General features: G+C 68.9%; 17 protein-coding genes and 2 pseudogenes. 8 read left to right on the top strand and 11 right to left on the bottom strand.

The features are described from left to right. Positions 1–508: 508 nt before the first annotated feature. Complete coding sequence (locus ACFPFQ_RS07005; protein WP_379615948.1) at positions 509–1,006, bottom strand: cupin domain-containing protein; 498 nt, start codon at positions 1,004–1,006, stop codon at positions 509–511. A 67-nt stretch (positions 1,007–1,073) separates the two neighbouring features. Here ACFPFQ_RS07005 and ACFPFQ_RS07000 point away from each other — a divergent pair, with 67 nt between their 5' ends. Further along, complete coding sequence (locus ACFPFQ_RS07000) at positions 1,074–1,718, top strand: TetR/AcrR family transcriptional regulator (RefSeq protein ID WP_379615946.1); 645 nt, start codon at positions 1,074–1,076, stop codon at positions 1,716–1,718. A gap of 835 nt (positions 1,719–2,553) precedes the next feature. Here the strand turns inward: ACFPFQ_RS07000 and ACFPFQ_RS06995 are convergent. Next, positions 2,554–3,060, bottom strand: a complete 507-nt coding sequence (locus ACFPFQ_RS06995) for a hypothetical protein (RefSeq protein WP_379615944.1) — start codon at positions 3,058–3,060, stop codon at positions 2,554–2,556. 501 nt (positions 3,061–3,561) lie between these two features. On the opposite strand from ACFPFQ_RS06995, the gene ACFPFQ_RS06990 reads away from it, so the two are divergent. From ACFPFQ_RS06990 to ACFPFQ_RS06975, 4 genes are all read left to right on the top strand, one after another. Beyond that, the gene (locus ACFPFQ_RS06990; RefSeq protein WP_379615942.1) at positions 3,562–4,896 is read left to right on the top strand and encodes an ice-binding family protein; all 1,335 of its coding nucleotides are present in this window, start codon (positions 3,562–3,564) and stop codon (positions 4,894–4,896) included. After that, the gene (locus ACFPFQ_RS06985; protein ID WP_379615940.1) at positions 4,893–5,657 is read left to right on the top strand and encodes a class F sortase; all 765 of its coding nucleotides are present in this window, start codon (positions 4,893–4,895) and stop codon (positions 5,655–5,657) included. Before ACFPFQ_RS06990 ends, ACFPFQ_RS06985 begins: the two co-directional genes overlap by 4 nt. 70 nt (positions 5,658–5,727) lie before the next feature. Continuing rightward, the gene (locus ACFPFQ_RS06980; protein ID WP_379615938.1) at positions 5,728–7,413 is read left to right on the top strand and encodes an NlpC/P60 family protein; all 1,686 of its coding nucleotides are present in this window, start codon (positions 5,728–5,730) and stop codon (positions 7,411–7,413) included. Beyond that, positions 7,410–7,637: a hypothetical protein gene (locus ACFPFQ_RS06975; protein WP_379615936.1), complete on the top strand. Its 228-nt coding sequence runs from the start codon at positions 7,410–7,412 to the stop codon at positions 7,635–7,637. Before ACFPFQ_RS06980 ends, ACFPFQ_RS06975 begins: the two co-directional genes overlap by 4 nt. A 350-nt stretch (positions 7,638–7,987) precedes the next feature. On the opposite strand, the gene ACFPFQ_RS06970 is transcribed toward ACFPFQ_RS06975, so the two are convergent. Then, the gene (locus tag ACFPFQ_RS06970; protein ID WP_379615934.1) at positions 7,988–8,413 is read right to left on the bottom strand and encodes a hypothetical protein; all 426 of its coding nucleotides are present in this window, start codon (positions 8,411–8,413) and stop codon (positions 7,988–7,990) included. A gap of 200 nt (positions 8,414–8,613) precedes the next feature. Here ACFPFQ_RS06970 and ACFPFQ_RS06965 point away from each other — a divergent pair. Further along, positions 8,614–8,913, top strand: a pseudogene (locus tag ACFPFQ_RS06965) (hypothetical protein); the annotation flags it as partial. Here ACFPFQ_RS06965 and ACFPFQ_RS06960 read toward each other — a convergent pair. From ACFPFQ_RS06960 to ACFPFQ_RS06950, 3 genes are all read right to left on the bottom strand, one after another. Next, positions 8,807–9,049 (bottom strand): BON domain-containing protein, encoded by a 243-nt coding sequence (locus ACFPFQ_RS06960; protein ID WP_379615932.1) that lies wholly within the window; start codon positions 9,047–9,049, stop codon positions 8,807–8,809. The pseudogene ACFPFQ_RS06965 and the gene ACFPFQ_RS06960 overlap by 107 nt on opposite strands. A gap of 124 nt (positions 9,050–9,173) precedes the next feature. Beyond that, the gene (locus ACFPFQ_RS06955; protein ID WP_379615930.1) at positions 9,174–9,608 is read right to left on the bottom strand and encodes an HPP family protein; all 435 of its coding nucleotides are present in this window, start codon (positions 9,606–9,608) and stop codon (positions 9,174–9,176) included. A 19-nt stretch (positions 9,609–9,627) separates the two neighbouring features. Further along, entirely contained in the window at positions 9,628–10,011 is a 384-nt protein-coding gene (locus tag ACFPFQ_RS06950; RefSeq protein WP_379615928.1) for a pyridoxamine 5'-phosphate oxidase family protein, read from the bottom strand. A 712-nt stretch (positions 10,012–10,723) separates the two neighbouring features. Between ACFPFQ_RS06950 and ACFPFQ_RS06945 the strand changes: the two genes are divergently transcribed. Next, positions 10,724–11,368, top strand: a complete 645-nt coding sequence (locus tag ACFPFQ_RS06945; RefSeq protein WP_379615926.1) for an SRPBCC family protein — start codon at positions 10,724–10,726, stop codon at positions 11,366–11,368. On the opposite strand, the pseudogene ACFPFQ_RS06940 reads toward ACFPFQ_RS06945, so the two are convergent. Then, positions 11,365–11,574: pseudogene (locus tag ACFPFQ_RS06940) on the bottom strand (respiratory nitrate reductase subunit gamma); the annotation flags it as partial. The gene ACFPFQ_RS06945 and the pseudogene ACFPFQ_RS06940 overlap by 4 nt on opposite strands. A gap of 325 nt (positions 11,575–11,899) precedes the next feature. Between ACFPFQ_RS06940 and ACFPFQ_RS06935 the strand changes: the two are divergent. Further along, positions 11,900–12,388 (top strand): TspO/MBR family protein, encoded by a 489-nt coding sequence (locus ACFPFQ_RS06935; RefSeq protein WP_379615980.1) that lies wholly within the window; start codon positions 11,900–11,902, stop codon positions 12,386–12,388. 290 nt (positions 12,389–12,678) lie between these two features. Here ACFPFQ_RS06935 and ACFPFQ_RS06930 read toward each other — a convergent pair whose 3' ends face one another. The 4 genes from ACFPFQ_RS06930 to ACFPFQ_RS06915 form a co-directional block, all read right to left on the bottom strand. Further along, positions 12,679–13,440, bottom strand: coding sequence for a gamma carbonic anhydrase family protein (locus tag ACFPFQ_RS06930; RefSeq protein WP_379615924.1), 762 nt, complete (start codon positions 13,438–13,440; stop codon positions 12,679–12,681). A 1,124-nt stretch (positions 13,441–14,564) separates the two neighbouring features. Next, a complete protein-coding gene (locus tag ACFPFQ_RS06925; RefSeq protein ID WP_379615922.1) occupies positions 14,565–14,720 on the bottom strand; it encodes a DUF6131 family protein in 156 nt (51 codons plus the stop codon). Positions 14,721–14,800: 80 nt separating this feature from the next. Further along, entirely contained in the window at positions 14,801–15,637 is an 837-nt protein-coding gene (locus ACFPFQ_RS06920) for a DUF1206 domain-containing protein (RefSeq protein WP_379615920.1), read from the bottom strand. A 104-nt stretch (positions 15,638–15,741) separates the two neighbouring features. Further along, on the bottom strand, positions 15,742–16,554 hold the full coding sequence (locus tag ACFPFQ_RS06915) for a GAF and ANTAR domain-containing protein (protein WP_379615918.1): 813 nt from the start codon (positions 16,552–16,554) through the stop codon (positions 15,742–15,744). Between the last annotated feature and the right edge of the window lie 4 nt (positions 16,555–16,558).

Raw genomic sequence — 16,558 nt, 5'->3', positions numbered from 1 at the left:
GTTCCTCTTCCCGGACGTTCGATGGCCACAGGTCGACTTCCCGGTGCCGGACTGCGAGATCCCCTGGATCTCACCTCGGCAAACCCCGCTGCTGAATGGACCGGGATGCCCACATGGCGTCGGTGCTCGGTCTCGCGGTTTCGACGGCTGTCGCGGGGGAACCCTGTGCTCGCCGAAACGCGGCATGCGCCGAGACGTCTGGGAGTCCGTCCGGCCGTAGGCACCCATGGCCACCGGCCCCCGGGCTCGCCCCGAGGGAAGCGGTCCGATCAAGGATCTGCCCGGTGGTGGGCTGGGACCGATCTGCCCGGAGCCGGGTCGCAGGGGGCTCGGTCCCACGCGGTGCCGATGGTTTCGCCATCAGCGATTCGACGGTGGTCGTGGCCGTCTCCGATGAACCCTGGGCAGGGAGAAGGGAAGGGACAGGGCAACGGAGCGCAGCCGAAGGAGAACAGCCGAGGAGAGCGGAAGGCAACCGAACCGGTGACGATCAACGCGCCGAGTCGCTTCAGAGGCCTGTGAACGGTGGTGGTCCGAGGATCTCGATGCCGCCGTTCTTCTGAGCTGACGCGCGGACGCGATCGAAATCGACGAGGTTGGTGCTGGGGTGATCGTCACTGATCGGGTCGCTGGCGTCCCAGTAGAACGCCTGGCAGCAACCCGGGGTGTGCAGGCACAGCACATGGGCCAGTTCCGATAGCACCGCGAAGGCGTGCGGGATCCCGCGAGGTGCGCTCGCCAGTCCGCGGGGCCCGATCCGGTGCTCCTGGCCGTCGATGTGGATCAGGATCTCACCGTCGAGCACATACATGGTCTCGTCGGAATCGGGATGGGTGTGCAGGGGTGTGGCCTTGCCCTGGTCCAGCGCCATTTCGAAGAGCAGGAAGGCGCCGCCGGTGTCCGCTGCGGTGGCCTTCCACGTGTGCGTACCGCCGCCGTGGAACCAGCGGCGTTCACCGTCTTCGGCGGCCCGGATGGTCGGGGTCGGGGTGCGCAGTCCTGCCATGGGGTGCTCCTCGTCCACATTTCATGATACTGACGTCTCACGAAGAGACTCGGGTATCATCAGTCTGGTGTCAAGCCCTTACGAGACCCGTGGTCGCGCCCGGCAGAAGCAGCGCACGCGGGATGCCCTGGTCGCTGCCGCACGAGACCTCGTGGCCGCCGGGGTGACTCCCACTGTCGAGGAGGCAGCGACTGCGGCTGGGCTGTCTCGCCCGACCGCATACCGGTACTTCGCCAACCAGCGTGCGCTGCTGGCTGCGGCCCACCCCGAAACCATTGCCGCGTCGTTGCTACCGGCGGATCCCCCGGCAGACCCCGAGGCCCGCTTGGCGATGGTGATCTCCGCCTTCACCCAGTTGATCCTCGACACCGAGAACCAGCAGCGGACGATGCTGCGGCTGTCCCTCGAGACCGACCCCGGCGAGCGCGTGGGCCTGCCGTTGCGCCAGGGGCGGGCGATCGGCTGGATCGAAGAGGCACTCGCGCCATTGGGTGATCAGCTCTCGGATCCCGCTCGGCGTCAGGTGGTACTCGCGATCCGCAGCGTCGTCGGTATCGAAGCGTTGGCCTGGCTGACCGACGTGGCCAGGCTCTCGCGTGACGATGCTGTCGACCTGATGCGGTGGTCGGCCCAAGCGCTGCTCCGCGCGGCACTGGCCTGGGGACCGCCGGCCGCCCCTCGTGACGGGCACGGCAATCCTGCCGAACGCTGAGCCGCTCCGCCAAGCATCGGGCTACCGGACTCCGCCCCGCCCCGTCGCGATCATCTGAACAGGAGGACCGAGCTGGCGGGGATGTGAAACCGGTGGTGCACCGCGGCGAAGTGGTGCGGCAGTTCATGATCACGTGCCAATGCCAGGGTGAGTGTGCTGATCGAGCTCGCGAGCGACGAACTCGACGCAGTGCTGTACCTGACCGGGGTGCGCGACAACACCGCCGTGCGCCGCCCGCCGCCGTAGGCACGAGTGAGCTGATCGCCGATAGCGCCGGCGACTTCTGGACCTGGTCTGTCAGGCAGGCTCGCTGCAACATGCCGACCGGCCCCCACGAGCGCGGCTTGCGTGTCGGGTCATCTGCAGGCGCGCCGGTCAGGCCTCACTAGCCGTAACGGGGTAGGTGGTGTTGCGCACCTGGTCGCGTCCGCACCGTGCGCGAGGACGCCGAGCACCTCGAGCATTGCCCAGCAGTGGTCCTCGGCGGGACTCTCGGGGTCGAGCAGAAGCACCCACGGATCGCAAGAGGTGTCCAGCCTTGCCACCGTGTCCCGCATGGGGACGTAGGCGACGCGGAGCATGTTGCGGAGGCGGTTGGCCAGGATCTCGGCAGCGGCGGCAGAGCTGAACACCATATCGGTCGCGCGGCGCCGGGACGCCACACCGCTCCCTTCGCATTTCCGGTGCGCGCTGGCGTCGCGAGGTCTGGGCGTCTTGGCAGCACTGCGAATGATCTTCGACATGCTGCCTATCGCTGTCCGGTTCGCTGCTGTTGCAGTTCTGTCCGAAGAAGGACTGACCGGCGTAATTACGGAACTGAAATTCGTTGCCCGGCTCACTGCAAGTGAAGATCGGGATCGTCCGCTGGGCCATTGCGGTGACGGTGGGACGGGGCGGCCGACTTGGGCCATTCGAGGAGCATCCCGTTTGCCTCGTTCGGCTCTGGAGCGTCCTGGCCGGGCTGAGCCTCGGCGACGGCCGCACGGATCAGTGTCAGGAGCGCGTCCTGCATCCGTCCGGAGAGTTGATCGGTCCCGGGTGGGAGGAGGCGGGCGAGACCGCTGTCGCGCGGCCGGGCGTCGAGGCCGACGGCTTGTGCCGCAGCCAGGACGACGGTGGTGATGTCTACGTCGAGTACCTGCGCAATGACGATGAGTGAGGTCGGGTCCGGGAACTTCTTCTGCGGAACACCTGAACCCAACTGCTGCCAGCGTCCCCTGCTGAGCGCCCGGGCGGACCGTCGTTCGAGGTCGGAGTAGGACCAGCCGTGCGCCTCCATGTGCGAGCGGATGAGCTGGTGGAGGGTCGGTGAGGGCGCGCCATCCGTGGTCGGATCGATCAACTCTCGGCCTCGCTCGTCATGGTGCTCAGGCAAACCCTCGGAGCGTCTGCGCTACTGCCACTTGCAACTCTGCGTAGCGCGCCTTGACAGACAGCCACACAAGGGTGAGTCTGTGGTTTGTCAAGCCACGCGCGACACCCGGTTGTACGTCTAAGGAGTAGTCCTCGCAGCCTACCGGTTACGGCTGGTCACTCCGGACCGCCGAACGGTCTAGTGCTGCTGGTACGGCTCGGCCCCGCTCGACGCCTCGTCTCGAGCACTCTATTTGGGCCGGACACTGGCAGATTTCTTTCGCCTCGCGCTATTCGCACCATAGCCCCGGCCGCCGAGCTGTTGGCGCACGGGGTAGTCGGCGAATTCGAGAACGCCGTGCCGCTGAGTGGCGCAGAGCGAAATGACTCCCGATTCATGGCATTCGGCCTGTGGCCGAGGCCTCCCGGCGCGTTCTGCGCGTCCCGGTACGAAGCTCACGCTAGGGGTACACCGATCATGAAGCTCTCCATGTCTGCGCCGGCGGCGCTACGCAGGCGCCTCGGCGCCGCGTTTGCCGCTGTGGTCGCGTTGCTCACGACGATGCTCATGGTCGCGTTCGCAGGTAGCGCGGGCGCTGCTACCGGGGTGCCGCTGGGCACGGCCGGGAGCTTCGCCGTGCTCGCCGGCTCGACGGTCACGAACACCGGTCCCTCGGTCATCACCGGGGACCTCGGAGTCAGTCCGGGCACGGCGATCACCGGGTTTCCGCCCGGGCTGGTGAACGGGGCGACGCATTCGGCCGACGCTGTCGCGTTGCAGGCCAAGGCCGACCTGACCGTCGCCTACAACAACGCCGCCGGCCAGACCCCCGAGACGAGCGTGGCCACCGAACTCGGTGGGCGGACGCTGTTCGCCGGGGTTTACGAGAACGGCACGCTGGGGCTGACCGGGACGCTCACGCTGGACGGGCAGGGGACCGCGGACTCGGTGTTCGTGTTCAAGGCCCGATCGACGTTGATCACGGCGCCGAACAGCACCGTGCGGCTGATCAACGGAGCGAACCCCTGCAACGTGTTCTGGCAGGTCGGGAGCTCCGCGACCCTGGACACCCGAACCACGTTCGTCGGCACCATTCTGGCGTTGACCTCGGTCAGCGTGAAGACCGGCACCACCGTCCAGGGCCGCGTGCTCGCCCGTAACGGGGCGGTGACGCTGGACACGAACGTCATCAACCGGAGTCGCTGCGGCGGCACCACCACCCCGCCGACATCAACCACGGTGCCGCCGACCACGACGACGGTGCCGCCCACGACCACCACCGTGCCGCCGACCACGACGACGGTGCCGCCCACAACGACGACGACGGTGCCGCCCACCACGACGACGACGGTGCCGCCCACCACGACGACGGTGCCGCCCACAACCACCACCGTGCCCCCGACGACGTCCACTCGACCCGGTGGACCCGGTGGACCCGGTGGACCCGGTGGACCCGGTGGACCCGGTGGGCCCGGTGGGCCGCAGGGACCGGGTGGACCGGGTGGGCCGCAGGGACCGGGTGGGCCTGGTGGGCCGCAGGGACCGGGTGGACCGCAAGGGCCGGGTGGGAATGCCGGCGAGAACGGGGTGAATGGCCATAACGGGGCGAACGGCAGCGGCGGGTCCGGCGGTGTGGTGGTCATCCCGCAGGGACACCCGGAGACGGGGATGGGCGGTGCTGCGCATGCTGTCGACGGGAAGCTGCTGGCTCTCGGCGGCGTCGTGCTCGTAGGGGCAGCGCTCACGGCGAGCATGGCCATCCGCGGACGACGTCGCTCGACGCGACCGGACTCGGTGTCCACGGATCCTGGTGACCACGAGTGAACCAGCCGCAGGTGGGAGCCGGGCCCGGGCGCAGGGCCCGGGTGCGGGGTTGGTGGGCGGCGACCGCCGTGCTGCTGATCGGCGCCGCCGCGCTGCTGGTCGGCGGCGTCCGGGGACACGATGACGCGCTGAGCTCGCTGTCCCCGGCGGCGTCCCCGGCGACGTCGGTGGCCACACCGGCACCCCCCGACAGCGCAGCCGCGGCAGCGCCGCCCGTGGCTGCGGTCCTGCCCGGCGACGGCGCCACGGCTGCGCCGCCGGGGACTGCCGCCATCCCGCTCGTGCAACGCTCGGTGCCGACCGGGCTCCGTATCCCGGCGATCGGGCTGTCGGTGCCGGTGTCGGGGCTGGGCCTCAACCCGGATGGCACCGTCGAGGTGCCGACGGATTTCCAGAAGGCGGGTTGGTTCGAGCAGGGCCCGTCGCCGGGCCAGATCGGCTCGGCGGTGATCCTGGGCCACGTCGACTCCTACCAGGGGCCGGCGGCGTTCTACCGGCTGCGGACCCTGAAAGCGGGAGACGACGTCGAGGTGGGTCTGGCCGACGGTGGTGTCGCCCGGTTCGTCGTGGACTCCGTGGCGATGTATCCGAAGGAGCAGTTCCCGGCACAGCAGGTGTACGGCAGCCATGGCGGCCGCGCCTTGCAGCTGGTGACCTGCGGGGGCGAGTTCGACAGCGCGGCCCGCAGCTACCTCTCCAACGTCGTCGTCTACACCACGCTCGCCGCCATGACCCCGGGGCGTCCGTCCACAGTGCACTAGGACGTCCAGTGCCCAACTCCTCGCGTGCGCCATCATCCGATTGCGGGTGTCGACGGCACGGTCGGACTCGATGAAGGGAAAGACCGTGCGGCCAACCAGTTCATCGCGTCGGCGAAGGGCGTTGCGGATCGGCGCCGTGCTGGCCGCGGTGCTCACCGCCGATTCAGGAACGGCCGCGCTGGCGACGGCTCCGGCCGTAGCCGCGTCATGGCGCACGCTCGCCGATGTGGCGGGGCCCGCCGCGGCGCTGTCGGGAGCAACCGATTCGGGATACGCCGAGACGGTGTCCTCGGTGGGGTCGAGCCAGTCCGCCGGCACCGCCCCGCCGGGTATCCCCGAGGTCATGCTCGCCGCCTACAGGCGCGCCGAGTCGACGCTGGCCGGTGCCGCGCCTGGATGTGGACTGACCTGGTGGATGGTCGCCGCCATCGGGAAGATCGAATCCGATCACGCCGAGGGTGGTCGGGTCGATGCGGCCGGTGACACCCTCACGGCGATCTTCGGGCCGGCGCTCGACGGAACGAACAACACGGAGGCGATCCCTGCGGGCGGCGCGGGATCCGGCCGCGGCGGCGCATGGGCGCGGGCCGTGGGCCCGATGCAGTTCCTCCCGACGACCTGGGCGCTCTACGGGAACGGCGGCAACCCCCACAACGTCGACGACGCCGCGACTGCAGCCGGACGACTGCTGTGCACCGGCGGTGCGAACCTGACCGCACCGGGACAGCTGGATACGGCGTTGTTCCGGTACAACCCCTCTCCGATCTACGTCGAGGCCGTGCTGGCCTGGGTTCGCAGCTACGCCGCCGGCCCGGTGCAGGGACTGCCCTCGGGCGCCGACGCCGGCCATGCCCCGATCACCCCTGGTCGCAGCAGCTCGGCCGCCGCGGCCGCAGCGGCCGTGGCCGTCGCCTTCGCGACCGCACAGATCGGGCTGCCGTACGTATGGGGCGGCGACGGCCCGGCGCACGGCGATGCGGGCTTCGACTGTTCCGGACTCACACACGCCGCCTACGTCGCGGCCGGTGTTCCTACACCCCGCACCGCGCAGACCCAGTACGACGCCGGTCCACGGTTGCGCGCCGACGTGCCACTGCAGCCCGGTGACCTGGTGTTCTACGGAACGCCCACTCTCGTGCACCACGTCGGGCTCTACATCGGCGGTGATCGGATGATCAACGCTCCCACGTTCGGGCAGCCCGTCCGGGCGGCCGGTTACCGTTGGCCGGGCGACGACTTCGTCGGCGCGACGCGCCCCTCTGCCCGACCGGGCTCCTTGCCGCTCGTGCCTCCCGTCCCGACGACGTACCGCGCCGCCGTACCGACGGCCACCGGGCCACGCCCCACCCCGGTGCCGGTGCCGCAAGCCACGCCTGTGCCACTCGTCGGCACAGCAGCACAGCCCGCGACAGCTCCCACCGCCCCGCCGGCGCCGGAGGATCCGCCGGCATCCCCGATCCCGACTTCCCCGACATCGACCTCGGTGCGGCCCACACCCCCCTCACCTCCTCAGGAGCAGCCGGTGCAGCCGCCCCGGATGATTCCGTCGCCACCCGTGGCGCCGTCGACGCCACTCGTTCCCCCGGTCCGCACTGACCACCCCGCGTCCGTCCTTCCGGCGATGACGCGGGCGCGCGCCGAAGCGCTGTTCGCGACCACCCGATATCTCGGATCCACGGTGTTCGTCTTCCGCGACCTGATCTCGGGAGAGATCGTCGTGCTCACTCACATTTCGACCGGTCCGCACATCGGGTGACCGGAGATTCGCTTTCCGACACGATCGCCGAAGGAGGAGCAATGGAGGACTCACAGGGGTGCGCTCGGCCCGTCCACCTTCTCGAGCTGAGGTGTGATGACGTTCTCATCGACCGGCTGGCTGTGGCGCCGCTGCACGAGGAACCAGCCATCGAGGACGGCTGTGGGGGAGAGCTGATCGGGGCGATCATGGCCTGGCGCCGCTGGATGGAACTCGACCGATGAGTTCCGGCAGAGGCTTCGACGAAATACCCAGTCGCGGAGGAAGATGATGGTGGAGAAGATGGTTGAACCGACGATCTCCTGTGTGTGCGGCCACGACGGCTCGGCGCATGAGCATTTCCGGACGGGCAGTGACTGCAGCCTCTGCCGGTCAAATCAGGTGTGCTCGCATTTCCGAAGGGCGTCATCTCGCCGGGTGATGATCCCGGGTGTCACGGGTTGGCCCGAGCACGAGCTGTCAAGATCGTGATGGTCGGCGTGTCGCAGGGTGATCGGGCGAAGCTCGCAGGTGAGCAGGGCACACCGTCCCGATGAGGGAATGCGGTGTGCCCTGCTGCGGTAGCGCCCGACGATCAGGCGAGCCAGTGGAGGCGCCGGACCAGGGGAGTGGCGGTCCAGGTCCGCCCCAGCCCGAGGGTGTTGCCCGCTCCGAGCAGGGCCAGCAGGGCCAGCAGGGCCAGGACGGCCCCATGGATGAGGTGGTCGTCCATGAACAGGATGCCCACGAACACGTTGCCCGACAGTGCGCGGTGGCGGCCTGCGACGTCCGAGATCGTGGCAACATCGGCAAGTGCGGTAGCGGAGCGGAGTGTCCTGGACCGGTTGGGCGAATCCGGGATAACCGAGGATCGGGCACGGGGCCATCTGCGCGTCGGGTGGGTGCGGGTGGACGGCGACGTGGTCACGGATCCCGCCTTCCAGGCCGAGCCGCCGTCCCAGGTGGAGCTGCGGATGGTCTTCTGACGCAGCCCCCCGCCGATCGCCGCGATCATCCCCATCCCGGGATGGTCGCGGCTCCTTCATTTCTGGTGGACCGCATCATCCTGACGAGGCGGAGGCCGCACCGCGGCGCGTCCGCCCTCGGCGCACGCCAACTACGTGAAGGCGACGTCGGATGTGGTGTTCGGGGCGCTGCTGCATCCCTCGCTCCAGGAAGGAACCGCCATGACTTCTCCCCGCATCACGACCGGAGGGCTACCGCGACCTCGCGGAGCTGGACCGGGACGGCTACCGCCTCCGCTACGGCGACATCCAGCGCCTGGACCGGATCCTCGGGGCCGAGGGCCGCTCCGTGGACGACTACCAGGTGTCCAAGCAGGCCGACGGCCTGATGCTGTTCACACCGAAGGCCACCGCACCCACCCTTCGCTGGGTGTGCGGTGGCCTTCGGGTCAGCGCCCGACGTGCATCTCGTCGTGGAGGCTGTGTACGCCGGCCACCGTCCAGCAGATCGTCTCGACCTCGCGGCGCAGCGCCTGCGTCGGCACCGATCCGGTGAGCGTGACCAGACCTTCGTCGGCGACGGTGACGGTGATGCGGCTGTCGCGGAGTCGGGGATTGCGCCGCAGCGCAACTCCCACCGCGCGCTGGACGGTGTCCGCGTGCGCGGTGGCGGACGTCGGCTGGAGGTTCATGGGCCCAGCTTCGTCTCCCGGGTACAGCAGCGACAGGGCGCACCCCCCGATGAGGAGAGGCGGCGTGCCCTGCCACGGCGGAACGACCGACGATCAGGCGAACCCGAGGTGACAGCCCGCACGCTCATGATGTTCCGGTCAGTGCGAGTGATCGGATCAGGTCCACCGCCGTGACGATCCCCAGCACGCGCGGGCCGTCGGTGACGAGTACGGCGTCGATGCCGTCGGCGTGCATCTGCTGGGCCGCGGTCGAGCGCCGGTCGGTGAGCCGCAGCGTCGGCACGACCCGGCACAGCTCGCCTGCTGTGGCGGGCCGGCTGTGATCGCCCAGCAGGGACCGTTCGGCGATGCAGCGCACGACGTCGGACTCGAGGACCAGGCCGCTGCACCCGCCGTCGGTCATCACGGGCAGGTGGCGCACCTCGTGGCGCGTCATCTGCTTCCAGGCGACGTCGATTCTCGAATCGGGGGTGATGCCGATGAGCGGGTGGGTCATGAGCGTGGACAGCTGCGGGTCGGTGTCGGGGGGTGCGGGTGGTCGCGCTGTTGTGGTCGGCATCGGGATCTCTTCTCTCTGCTCAGACGAGCGTGTCGGGGCTGGGGCAGAGCCGACGTCCGGTGAGGCGCTGCAGCCGGACGGCGATGGTGACGGTCGGCCCGGCCGGCGCCCACGGGATCGGCGTGGGTTCGAGCAGACCGGCCAACCGCTCTTGATCGGTGACCTCGTAGGTGTGGCCGGCGCCGAGGACGCTCCAGCCGCGCAGCGTCGCAGGGTCGATCTCGTCGGCCTCGAAGGCGACGACGTCGTGCCGGGTCGCCTGCGCGAGTCGGCACTCCCGTGCCGTGCGCGGAAGACGATCTCCCCGTTGTCGAGTCTGAACGTGACCGGCAGCGCCGTGTGCAGCGCGGCGTCGGTGTAGATCACTCGGCCGAGATTTCCACTGCCCAGCAGGCTCAGGCACTCGTCGTGACCGATCTCGGCGAGCTGGTCGCGATCGACGGACTCCGGCATATCCTTCCCCTCGATGTTCGGCGCTCCACACCTGAGCGGGGTGCAGGTATCCACGATGTGTCGTGCCTGCGTTTGTCGGCAGGGTCCAAGGTCCCCAGGTCGGGGGACCGGCAGTCCGGGCCGTCCCGGTTCTCGACGACGAGCGGCGGTTGCTGGGCGCGATCTCCGAGGCCGGCTGCTGGTCACCGCGGAGCTCAGGGATGCCCCGCGGTTGGGCTAATGCGTGTTCCGTGGAATCGACCAGGACAGCGAGGTGCCGGCCCAGTGCAGGTGAGCGTGCCGCCGTGGTGTTCGACCCGGCGCGCCAGGTTCGTCAGGCCGCTGCGCCGCCCGGCCGGTGCGATGCCGATGCCGTCGTCGCGGACGTCGAGATGGACCCCGTCCGCCCCCGTGGACAGGTTGACCTCCGCCGCGCCGGCTCCCGCGTGGCGGGCGACGTCGGCCCGGGACCCAGTAGTGGCATCACCAGCATCGGGCTGCTGGGAACCCCGACGAGCGTGGGTCATCGGCGATCCGGGTGAGCCGGATCGACTCTGGATCGTCGATCAGCGCGCCGAAGCAGCCCCTTGCCCTGGGGCAGCCGCCCGATCCGGTAGGAGCCCGATCTGCGTGGAGTCGAAGGACTCTGTCGGTACCCGCCGGATCGGAGCAGGGTGCTGGTCATGACGAGGTCGAGCACACGATTCGCGGTTCCGCTGCTGGCAGTGGCCGCCTACGGCACGAAGGCCCGCTCCTGGATGGCCCATTGGGGCGCCACCGACGAGGAGGTGGGCACGACGCTGCCTGGCGACCACCTCGTGCAGGCGGACCTGACGACGACGCGGGCGATCACCGTGTGCGCCCCCGCTGCGGACGTCTGGCCGTGGATCGTGCAGCTCGGCCAGTGCCGCGGCGGCTTCTACAGCTACGACGTGCTCGAGAACCTCGCCCGCTGCGACATCCACAGTGCCGATCGGATCGTGCCGGCGTGGCAGTCGGTCGTCGAGGGTTCGGAGATCAAGCTGTCGCCGGAGATGGCGCTGACGGTGGCCGTCGTCGAGCCGGGCCGGGCGCTGGTGCTGCGCGGCGGCATCCCGATGGGGCGCGCACCGGCACCCTTCGACTTCACGTGGGCCTTCGTCCTGACGGATCTGGGCGACGGCACCAGCCGGCTCGTCGTGCGGGAGCGCTACCAGTACCTGCACTGGTGGGCGTCGGTCGTGGTCGAGCCGACGTCGGCGGTCAGTTTCGTCATGACACGGAAGATGCTGCTCGGGATCGCCGACCGGGCTGAGCAGTCCCGAACCGGGGCGGTTCGTGCCTCCTAGGAACGCTCCCAGCCCCGACGAGGTGCCCGTGCGCCGAGCCGCTCGTCCTTGCTGCGGTACACCACGAAGGGGCGCCACAGGTAGCCGATGGGTGCGCTGAACGCGTGCACCAGGCGGGTGAACGGCCAGAGCGCGAACAGGGCGAAGGCCGCGAGCGCGTGGGCCTGGAATCCCGGCGGGGCCACCGCCATCAGCTCGGGTTGGGGGAGCCGGCCGGGCACAGCTCAAGGGCGAGCCATGGACGGCCCTCGTGTACGCCGGAATCGAACAACGTGACGATGTCGGGGTGGTTCGACAACGTGCTCGGACTGGTCAGAGCCGCGATAGCCGCTGTTCCGGGACCGTTGCGCGCGTCCGCCGCCGCCGCCGAGGCGGCCGGTGGCCGGGAAGGTGAGCCGTTCGTAGTCACCCGCGCCGGTCACGCCGTTCTCCATGATCCAGGCCCAGATCGAGCCACACCGATGCGGTATCGGCGAGTCGCGGCGTCGCTCACGACGCGCGCGATGGTCTGCTGTGCCTGACGATTCATCCATGACTGGTTCACTACGCCGGCCGGCGGTTCCCGCGGCGGTCATCGCCCTGTTGTGTTTCGGACTCGCAGTGGCGGTGGTGGCGCTGGTGGGGGGTCTGGCCGCCGCGACGTCGGGCCAGCAGTACGCGGCGTACGTGCAGCCGCCGTGGGCGCCGCCATCGTGGCTGTTCGGGCCCGTGTGGACGGTCCTCTACGTCCTGATCGCACTGTCCGGATGGCTGGTGTGGCGGCGTGCGGGCTTGATCCGCCCTGCACATGTCGTCTACGGGGCGCAGCTGTTGCTGAACATGGGTTGGACGCCGCTGTTCTTCGGTGCCGGCTTGGTGGGTCTCGCGTTCGCCGAGATCGTCGTGCTCTGGGCGGCGATCGTTGCCACCATCTTCCTGTTCGGCCGCATCGACCGGCTCGCCGGCTGGCTTCTGGTGCCCTATCTGGCGTGGGTGAGTTTCGCCGCAGCCTTGAACATGGCGATCTGGGTGCTCAACTGACCGTAGGACGAGAGGACAGGTGTGCGGCACCCCATCGCAGCGGGCCCGAACCCCACGCGGAATCACACCTGACAAGGCAGTACCAGGTCGGACCTGGGCCGCGTTCACGAGGTCCTGATCGCGGCCTCCGCGCCCAGATCGTCCCTGGCTGCGCCGATGCGAAGCTTGCGAGCAGCGCTTCGGTGCTGCCACCACGACCGGGTACAACCAGGTACGACGGCTCGCGGCGGCGCCGGCTCAAGAAACGATCTGGATCACGAAGGCCATCGATCATCCCTTGTCAACACGACCTAGACCCGGTCGTCGGAAACGGACGCTTGGCTGATCGGTCGTCGCGCGCGAGGTTTCCGCTGATCGGGGCGTTCTCGGGTGGTGGGTTGTTCGGGGAGCTGGTCGTGCTGGCCGGGTGGGAGGACGTGGTCGCGGTTGTGCAGGGCCAGTCCGCGGGCGTAGCGGCGGGCGATGTCGGGGACCGTGGTGTCGGTGCCGGCGGCTCCGAAGACGGTGCCCGGGTAGTCGAGTGGCCCGATCAGGTCGCGAATGCGTTCCCAGTCGCTGGGCGCGACGAGCTGGGCGGGGTCACCGCCTGCGAACCAGCCCATCGGGACCGCTGTCCCGGCGGGTACGACGGTGTTGACGTAGACGACGGCGTGGAACTCGACCTCGGCGCCGACCTCGATGCGGGCGCCGTTGAACACCACTGCGCCGGTGGCGATGCGGGTGTCGCCCTCGATGATGCACCCGGTCAGCGTGGCGTGGGGGCCGACGAGGACGTGGTCCCCGAGCCGCGTCGGGTGTTGCGGTACTCCACGGACGATGGCGTTCTCCATGATCACGCAGTGCTCGCCGATCTCGACGGGGCCGCCTTCGGCGGTGATGACCGCTCCGAAGAGCACCCGGCTGTGCGGGCCGACGGTGACGTCCCCGCAGAGCACCGCGGTGGGGGCGATGTAGGCCGATGCGGCCACTTTCGGGTTCTTCATGCGATGTCGCACGAACACCGCATCGCGGCCCACCGTCCGTGGCGGTGTCGGGTAATCCTCCGCGGTCATCGCAATCTCCCCTTGTCACCGATCATGACGCGCAGCGGCCCTCGCAACTCCTCGTGGGCCCTCAGCTCCTGCGCGAAGAGCTCAGGCCATCGATTCGAAGAGGTCCCTGTGGATGGATGAGCCGAATCAGCAGTCAGATCGGCTGGGTACCGACGAGGTCGGACCGTTGTCGCCCGGTGATCATGTCGGATCCGCTTCGATGCGCGGGTCGCGGGGAGACGAGTTGTCCGCCCCGCGGCCCGGCTCGCCACCGGCCTGGTTGCCGGTTCTGGTCGTGGTTGCCGGGCGTGGGCCGCGGCGGTGGGATTGCAGGTGTCCTTGGTTGTCCGTTGCCGGTTGCCGCTCCTCGGGAGAACCTCCCGCCTAGTGCCGCAGTGTGTCACCGGTCACAGGTTGAGGCAAGCGGGTCATCGACGCCGGGCCGGACGAGCAGGCCGCGGAATGGTCGGACGTCGGAGCAGGAGGTTGGCACCAATACTGGCGTGGTTGCAGCTCTGGAACGGAGCAAGCCCAGGTGGGTAGCAACCGGGCTACCAGCAAGGGAGGACGCAGCCGGGCGATCCGCTGCCGCCGACGTTCGGTTGCGCAGGCGAGGAATGCGCGTCTTCGTGGGAACCGGATCCCGAAGATCCCGGCAAGTTCCAGAACGGGCTCGATCTGATCGATGACGGCTTCGACCGGCTGGATCTCGCTTGGGAGATCGCCAAGGTCGGTCCGATGGTCGCGGCCCGGTTTCGCGCGGTGGCGATCCGGCGACAGGCTGGGCCGGTGGAGGCCGATGGCGTGGTCCCGCAGGACCGGTCAAGGGTGCTGGCGCCTGTGGCCGCACTTGCTGACCCTTCTCCGCGGCCGAACGGTTCGGCGTGTCGGCAACTTCACGGTCGTATTCGGATTCGAACGTCTCGCGGAGTTGCTCGGACCGCTTCCGGCGCAGATTCACGGCGCCACCCACGCCCAGTGGCGCAATGATGAAAACTATCAGGATAATGATGACAATGGTGGACGCGGATCATTCCTTCCCTGTGGTGCGCCCCTGATGAACGACTTCGGGTCGTGCGCGGGTGGCGCACCGCCGCAGGTCCCGTAGAGATCGCACAACACCTTGTCCTGATGTTGCTTGTCTGTCAGAAGTAGTGCTTCCGCCCCCCGATTGCCCGCCCGGTGCTTCCCAGGACCATCAGCACCACGCCGACGAGAAGCAGGATTCCGCCGATGTAGTAGAGCGCGGGGAAACCGAGGATGAAGCCGAGTACGAGCAGGATCAGCCCGAGGATGATCATTGTGCCTCCGTGGTGGTCTCGTGGTGATCTGGTTGTGTGTCGTGATTGATGAGGATGAGGCGCTGTAGTAAGTAGCTGCGCTACATGCGGCGATAGCGCGACTGGAGAATCGCGAACAATCCGAAGGCGATGAACCCGAGTGCCACTGCCGTCAGCAGGAACCGTCCGAAGGGTTGTGCCAGTATCGCCTGCACGGCGCCGTCGAGGCCCTGGGACTTCTGTTGGTCGAACGTGATGGCGGCGTAGCCGAGCAGACCGCCCACCACTGCCAACGCCACCCCTTTGGTGATGTAGCCGACCTGGCCCAAGCGCGCCACGCCCGTGCGCAGGGCCGGTGGCATCGACGAGGTGTCGATCTCTTCGGCGAAGGACATCGTGATGCCCTTGACCACCCCGGCCACGCCGACGGCGATGATGATCAGTGCGGCCGCGACGACGATCACCTGTCCGGCCGGCCAGGCCAGTACTCCCGCGGTGGTGTGCTGTTGGGTTTGCGAGCTCGACGATCCGGATCCGGATCCGAGTGCGACCGAGACCGCGCTGGCGCCCAGCCCGGCGTAGATGAGGGCCTTGGCCCCGTTGGTGATCTGCTTACGGATCCGTTGGACGCCGTCGAGGTGGCGGTAGCCCCAGATGGCCTCGCTGGCCTGCCAGAGAGCCAGAGCCACCAGCCCGATCGCGACCAGCCACAGCAGGATCTTGCCGAACGGCTGCTCGGCCACGGTTTTCATCGCGCCCGACGTATCGGCACTCCCGCCGGCCGAGCCCCACGCGATCTGCAACGCAAGCCAGCCGATGAGCAGGTGCACGATGCCGTAGGCGATCAGGCCGACCCGGGCGAGCACTTCCAGCGGCTTGCTGTCGCCGACCTGTTCGGCCTTGTCGCTGACATGTGCTGCCATCTCGTAGGCCTCCACCTCGGATGCCGCACTGCGCGGCGATCAGTTCGTTCGTTGTTCCGGCGAGCGACGAGTGGGGCATCGGCCGGATGTGGCCCGACGCCGCCACGCCCCGGTCGGTATCACGTGCCCCGCGGCGGTCGGGGCGTCCGCGGTGCCACGACCCGAGTGGCCACCACGTCGTCGGCGAGGTCGGCCTCGACGACCTGGCGGGCCACCTCGCTGAGTCGCATGTTGCGGTTGCGGGCGAAGGAGCGCAGCCGATCGAACGCCGCGTCCATGCTGAGATTGCCTTTCTGGGTCAATACGCCCTTGGCCTGCTCGATGATCACCCGGCTGTTCAACGCGGATTGGAGTTGCTCGTTGAGGACCTCGCCGTGGCGGACGGCGCGTTCGGACAGGATCCCGATCGTCGCGACGTCGGCCAGCGCCTGTCCCAGTGACAGATCGACAGCGGGAAGTGGACCCGGTTGGCGGTGGAACAGGTTCAGCGCGCCGATCGCCTGCCCGCGCAGCCGTAGGGGCAACGCATGGACCGACCGGAACGCTGCGCTGTCGGCGACAGCGGCGGTGAAGGCGGGCCATCGTCGTGCGGCAGCGGGGACCGCGAGGTCGATGACGCTGACCGGGGTGCCGCTGCGAACGCAGTCCAGGCAGGGGCCCTCGTTGCTCTGCAGTTGCAGCAGTTCCATCAGTTGTGCGTCCTCGCTGGATGACGCGACTGCTCGGAGGTCACCGCGGGCATCGGTGATCACGATGCCGGCCGCGTCCGCGGCGAGCATTTCGACGCTGTATCTGACGAGGCGGTCGAGCAGATCGATGATGTCGTACTCGTCGACCAGTGTGTCGGCCAAGGAGACGAATGCGCGGGTCACCAGGTGTTCGCGACCGGTGTCGGCCGGGTTCATGTCGGTCTTCTCCTCCGGTGTCCACATCAGT

This window comes from Pseudonocardia sp. GCM10023141, assembly GCF_042653605.1.
Note: the sequence above shows the minus strand (reverse complement) of the source record. Positions and strands in the feature narration are given on the sequence as shown.

Excerpts from the sequence above, each read along its gene's own strand:
- ACFPFQ_RS07005 (WP_379615948.1), bottom strand. The coding sequence starts at position 1,006 with ATGGCAGGACTGCGCACCCCGACCCCGACCATCCGGGCCGCCGAAGAC.
- ACFPFQ_RS06990 (WP_379615942.1), top strand. The coding sequence starts at position 3,562 with ATGTCTGCGCCGGCGGCGCTACGCAGGCGCCTCGGCGCCGCGTTTGCC.
- ACFPFQ_RS06980 (WP_379615938.1), top strand. The coding sequence starts at position 5,728 with ATGAAGGGAAAGACCGTGCGGCCAACCAGTTCATCGCGTCGGCGAAGG.
- ACFPFQ_RS06970 (WP_379615934.1), bottom strand. The coding sequence starts at position 8,413 with ATGGGGATGATCGCGGCGATCGGCGGGGGGCTGCGTCAGAAGACCATC.
- ACFPFQ_RS06960 (WP_379615932.1), bottom strand. The coding sequence starts at position 9,049 with ATGAACCTCCAGCCGACGTCCGCCACCGCGCACGCGGACACCGTCCAG.
- ACFPFQ_RS06955 (WP_379615930.1), bottom strand. The coding sequence starts at position 9,608 with ATGCCGACCACAACAGCGCGACCACCCGCACCCCCCGACACCGACCCG.
- ACFPFQ_RS06945 (WP_379615926.1), top strand. The coding sequence starts at position 10,724 with ATGACGAGGTCGAGCACACGATTCGCGGTTCCGCTGCTGGCAGTGGCC.
- ACFPFQ_RS06935 (WP_379615980.1), top strand. The coding sequence starts at position 11,900 with ATGACTGGTTCACTACGCCGGCCGGCGGTTCCCGCGGCGGTCATCGCC.
- ACFPFQ_RS06930 (WP_379615924.1), bottom strand. The coding sequence starts at position 13,440 with ATGACCGCGGAGGATTACCCGACACCGCCACGGACGGTGGGCCGCGAT.
- ACFPFQ_RS06925 (WP_379615922.1), bottom strand. The coding sequence starts at position 14,720 with ATGATCATCCTCGGGCTGATCCTGCTCGTACTCGGCTTCATCCTCGGT.
- ACFPFQ_RS06915 (WP_379615918.1), bottom strand. The coding sequence starts at position 16,554 with ATGTGGACACCGGAGGAGAAGACCGACATGAACCCGGCCGACACCGGT.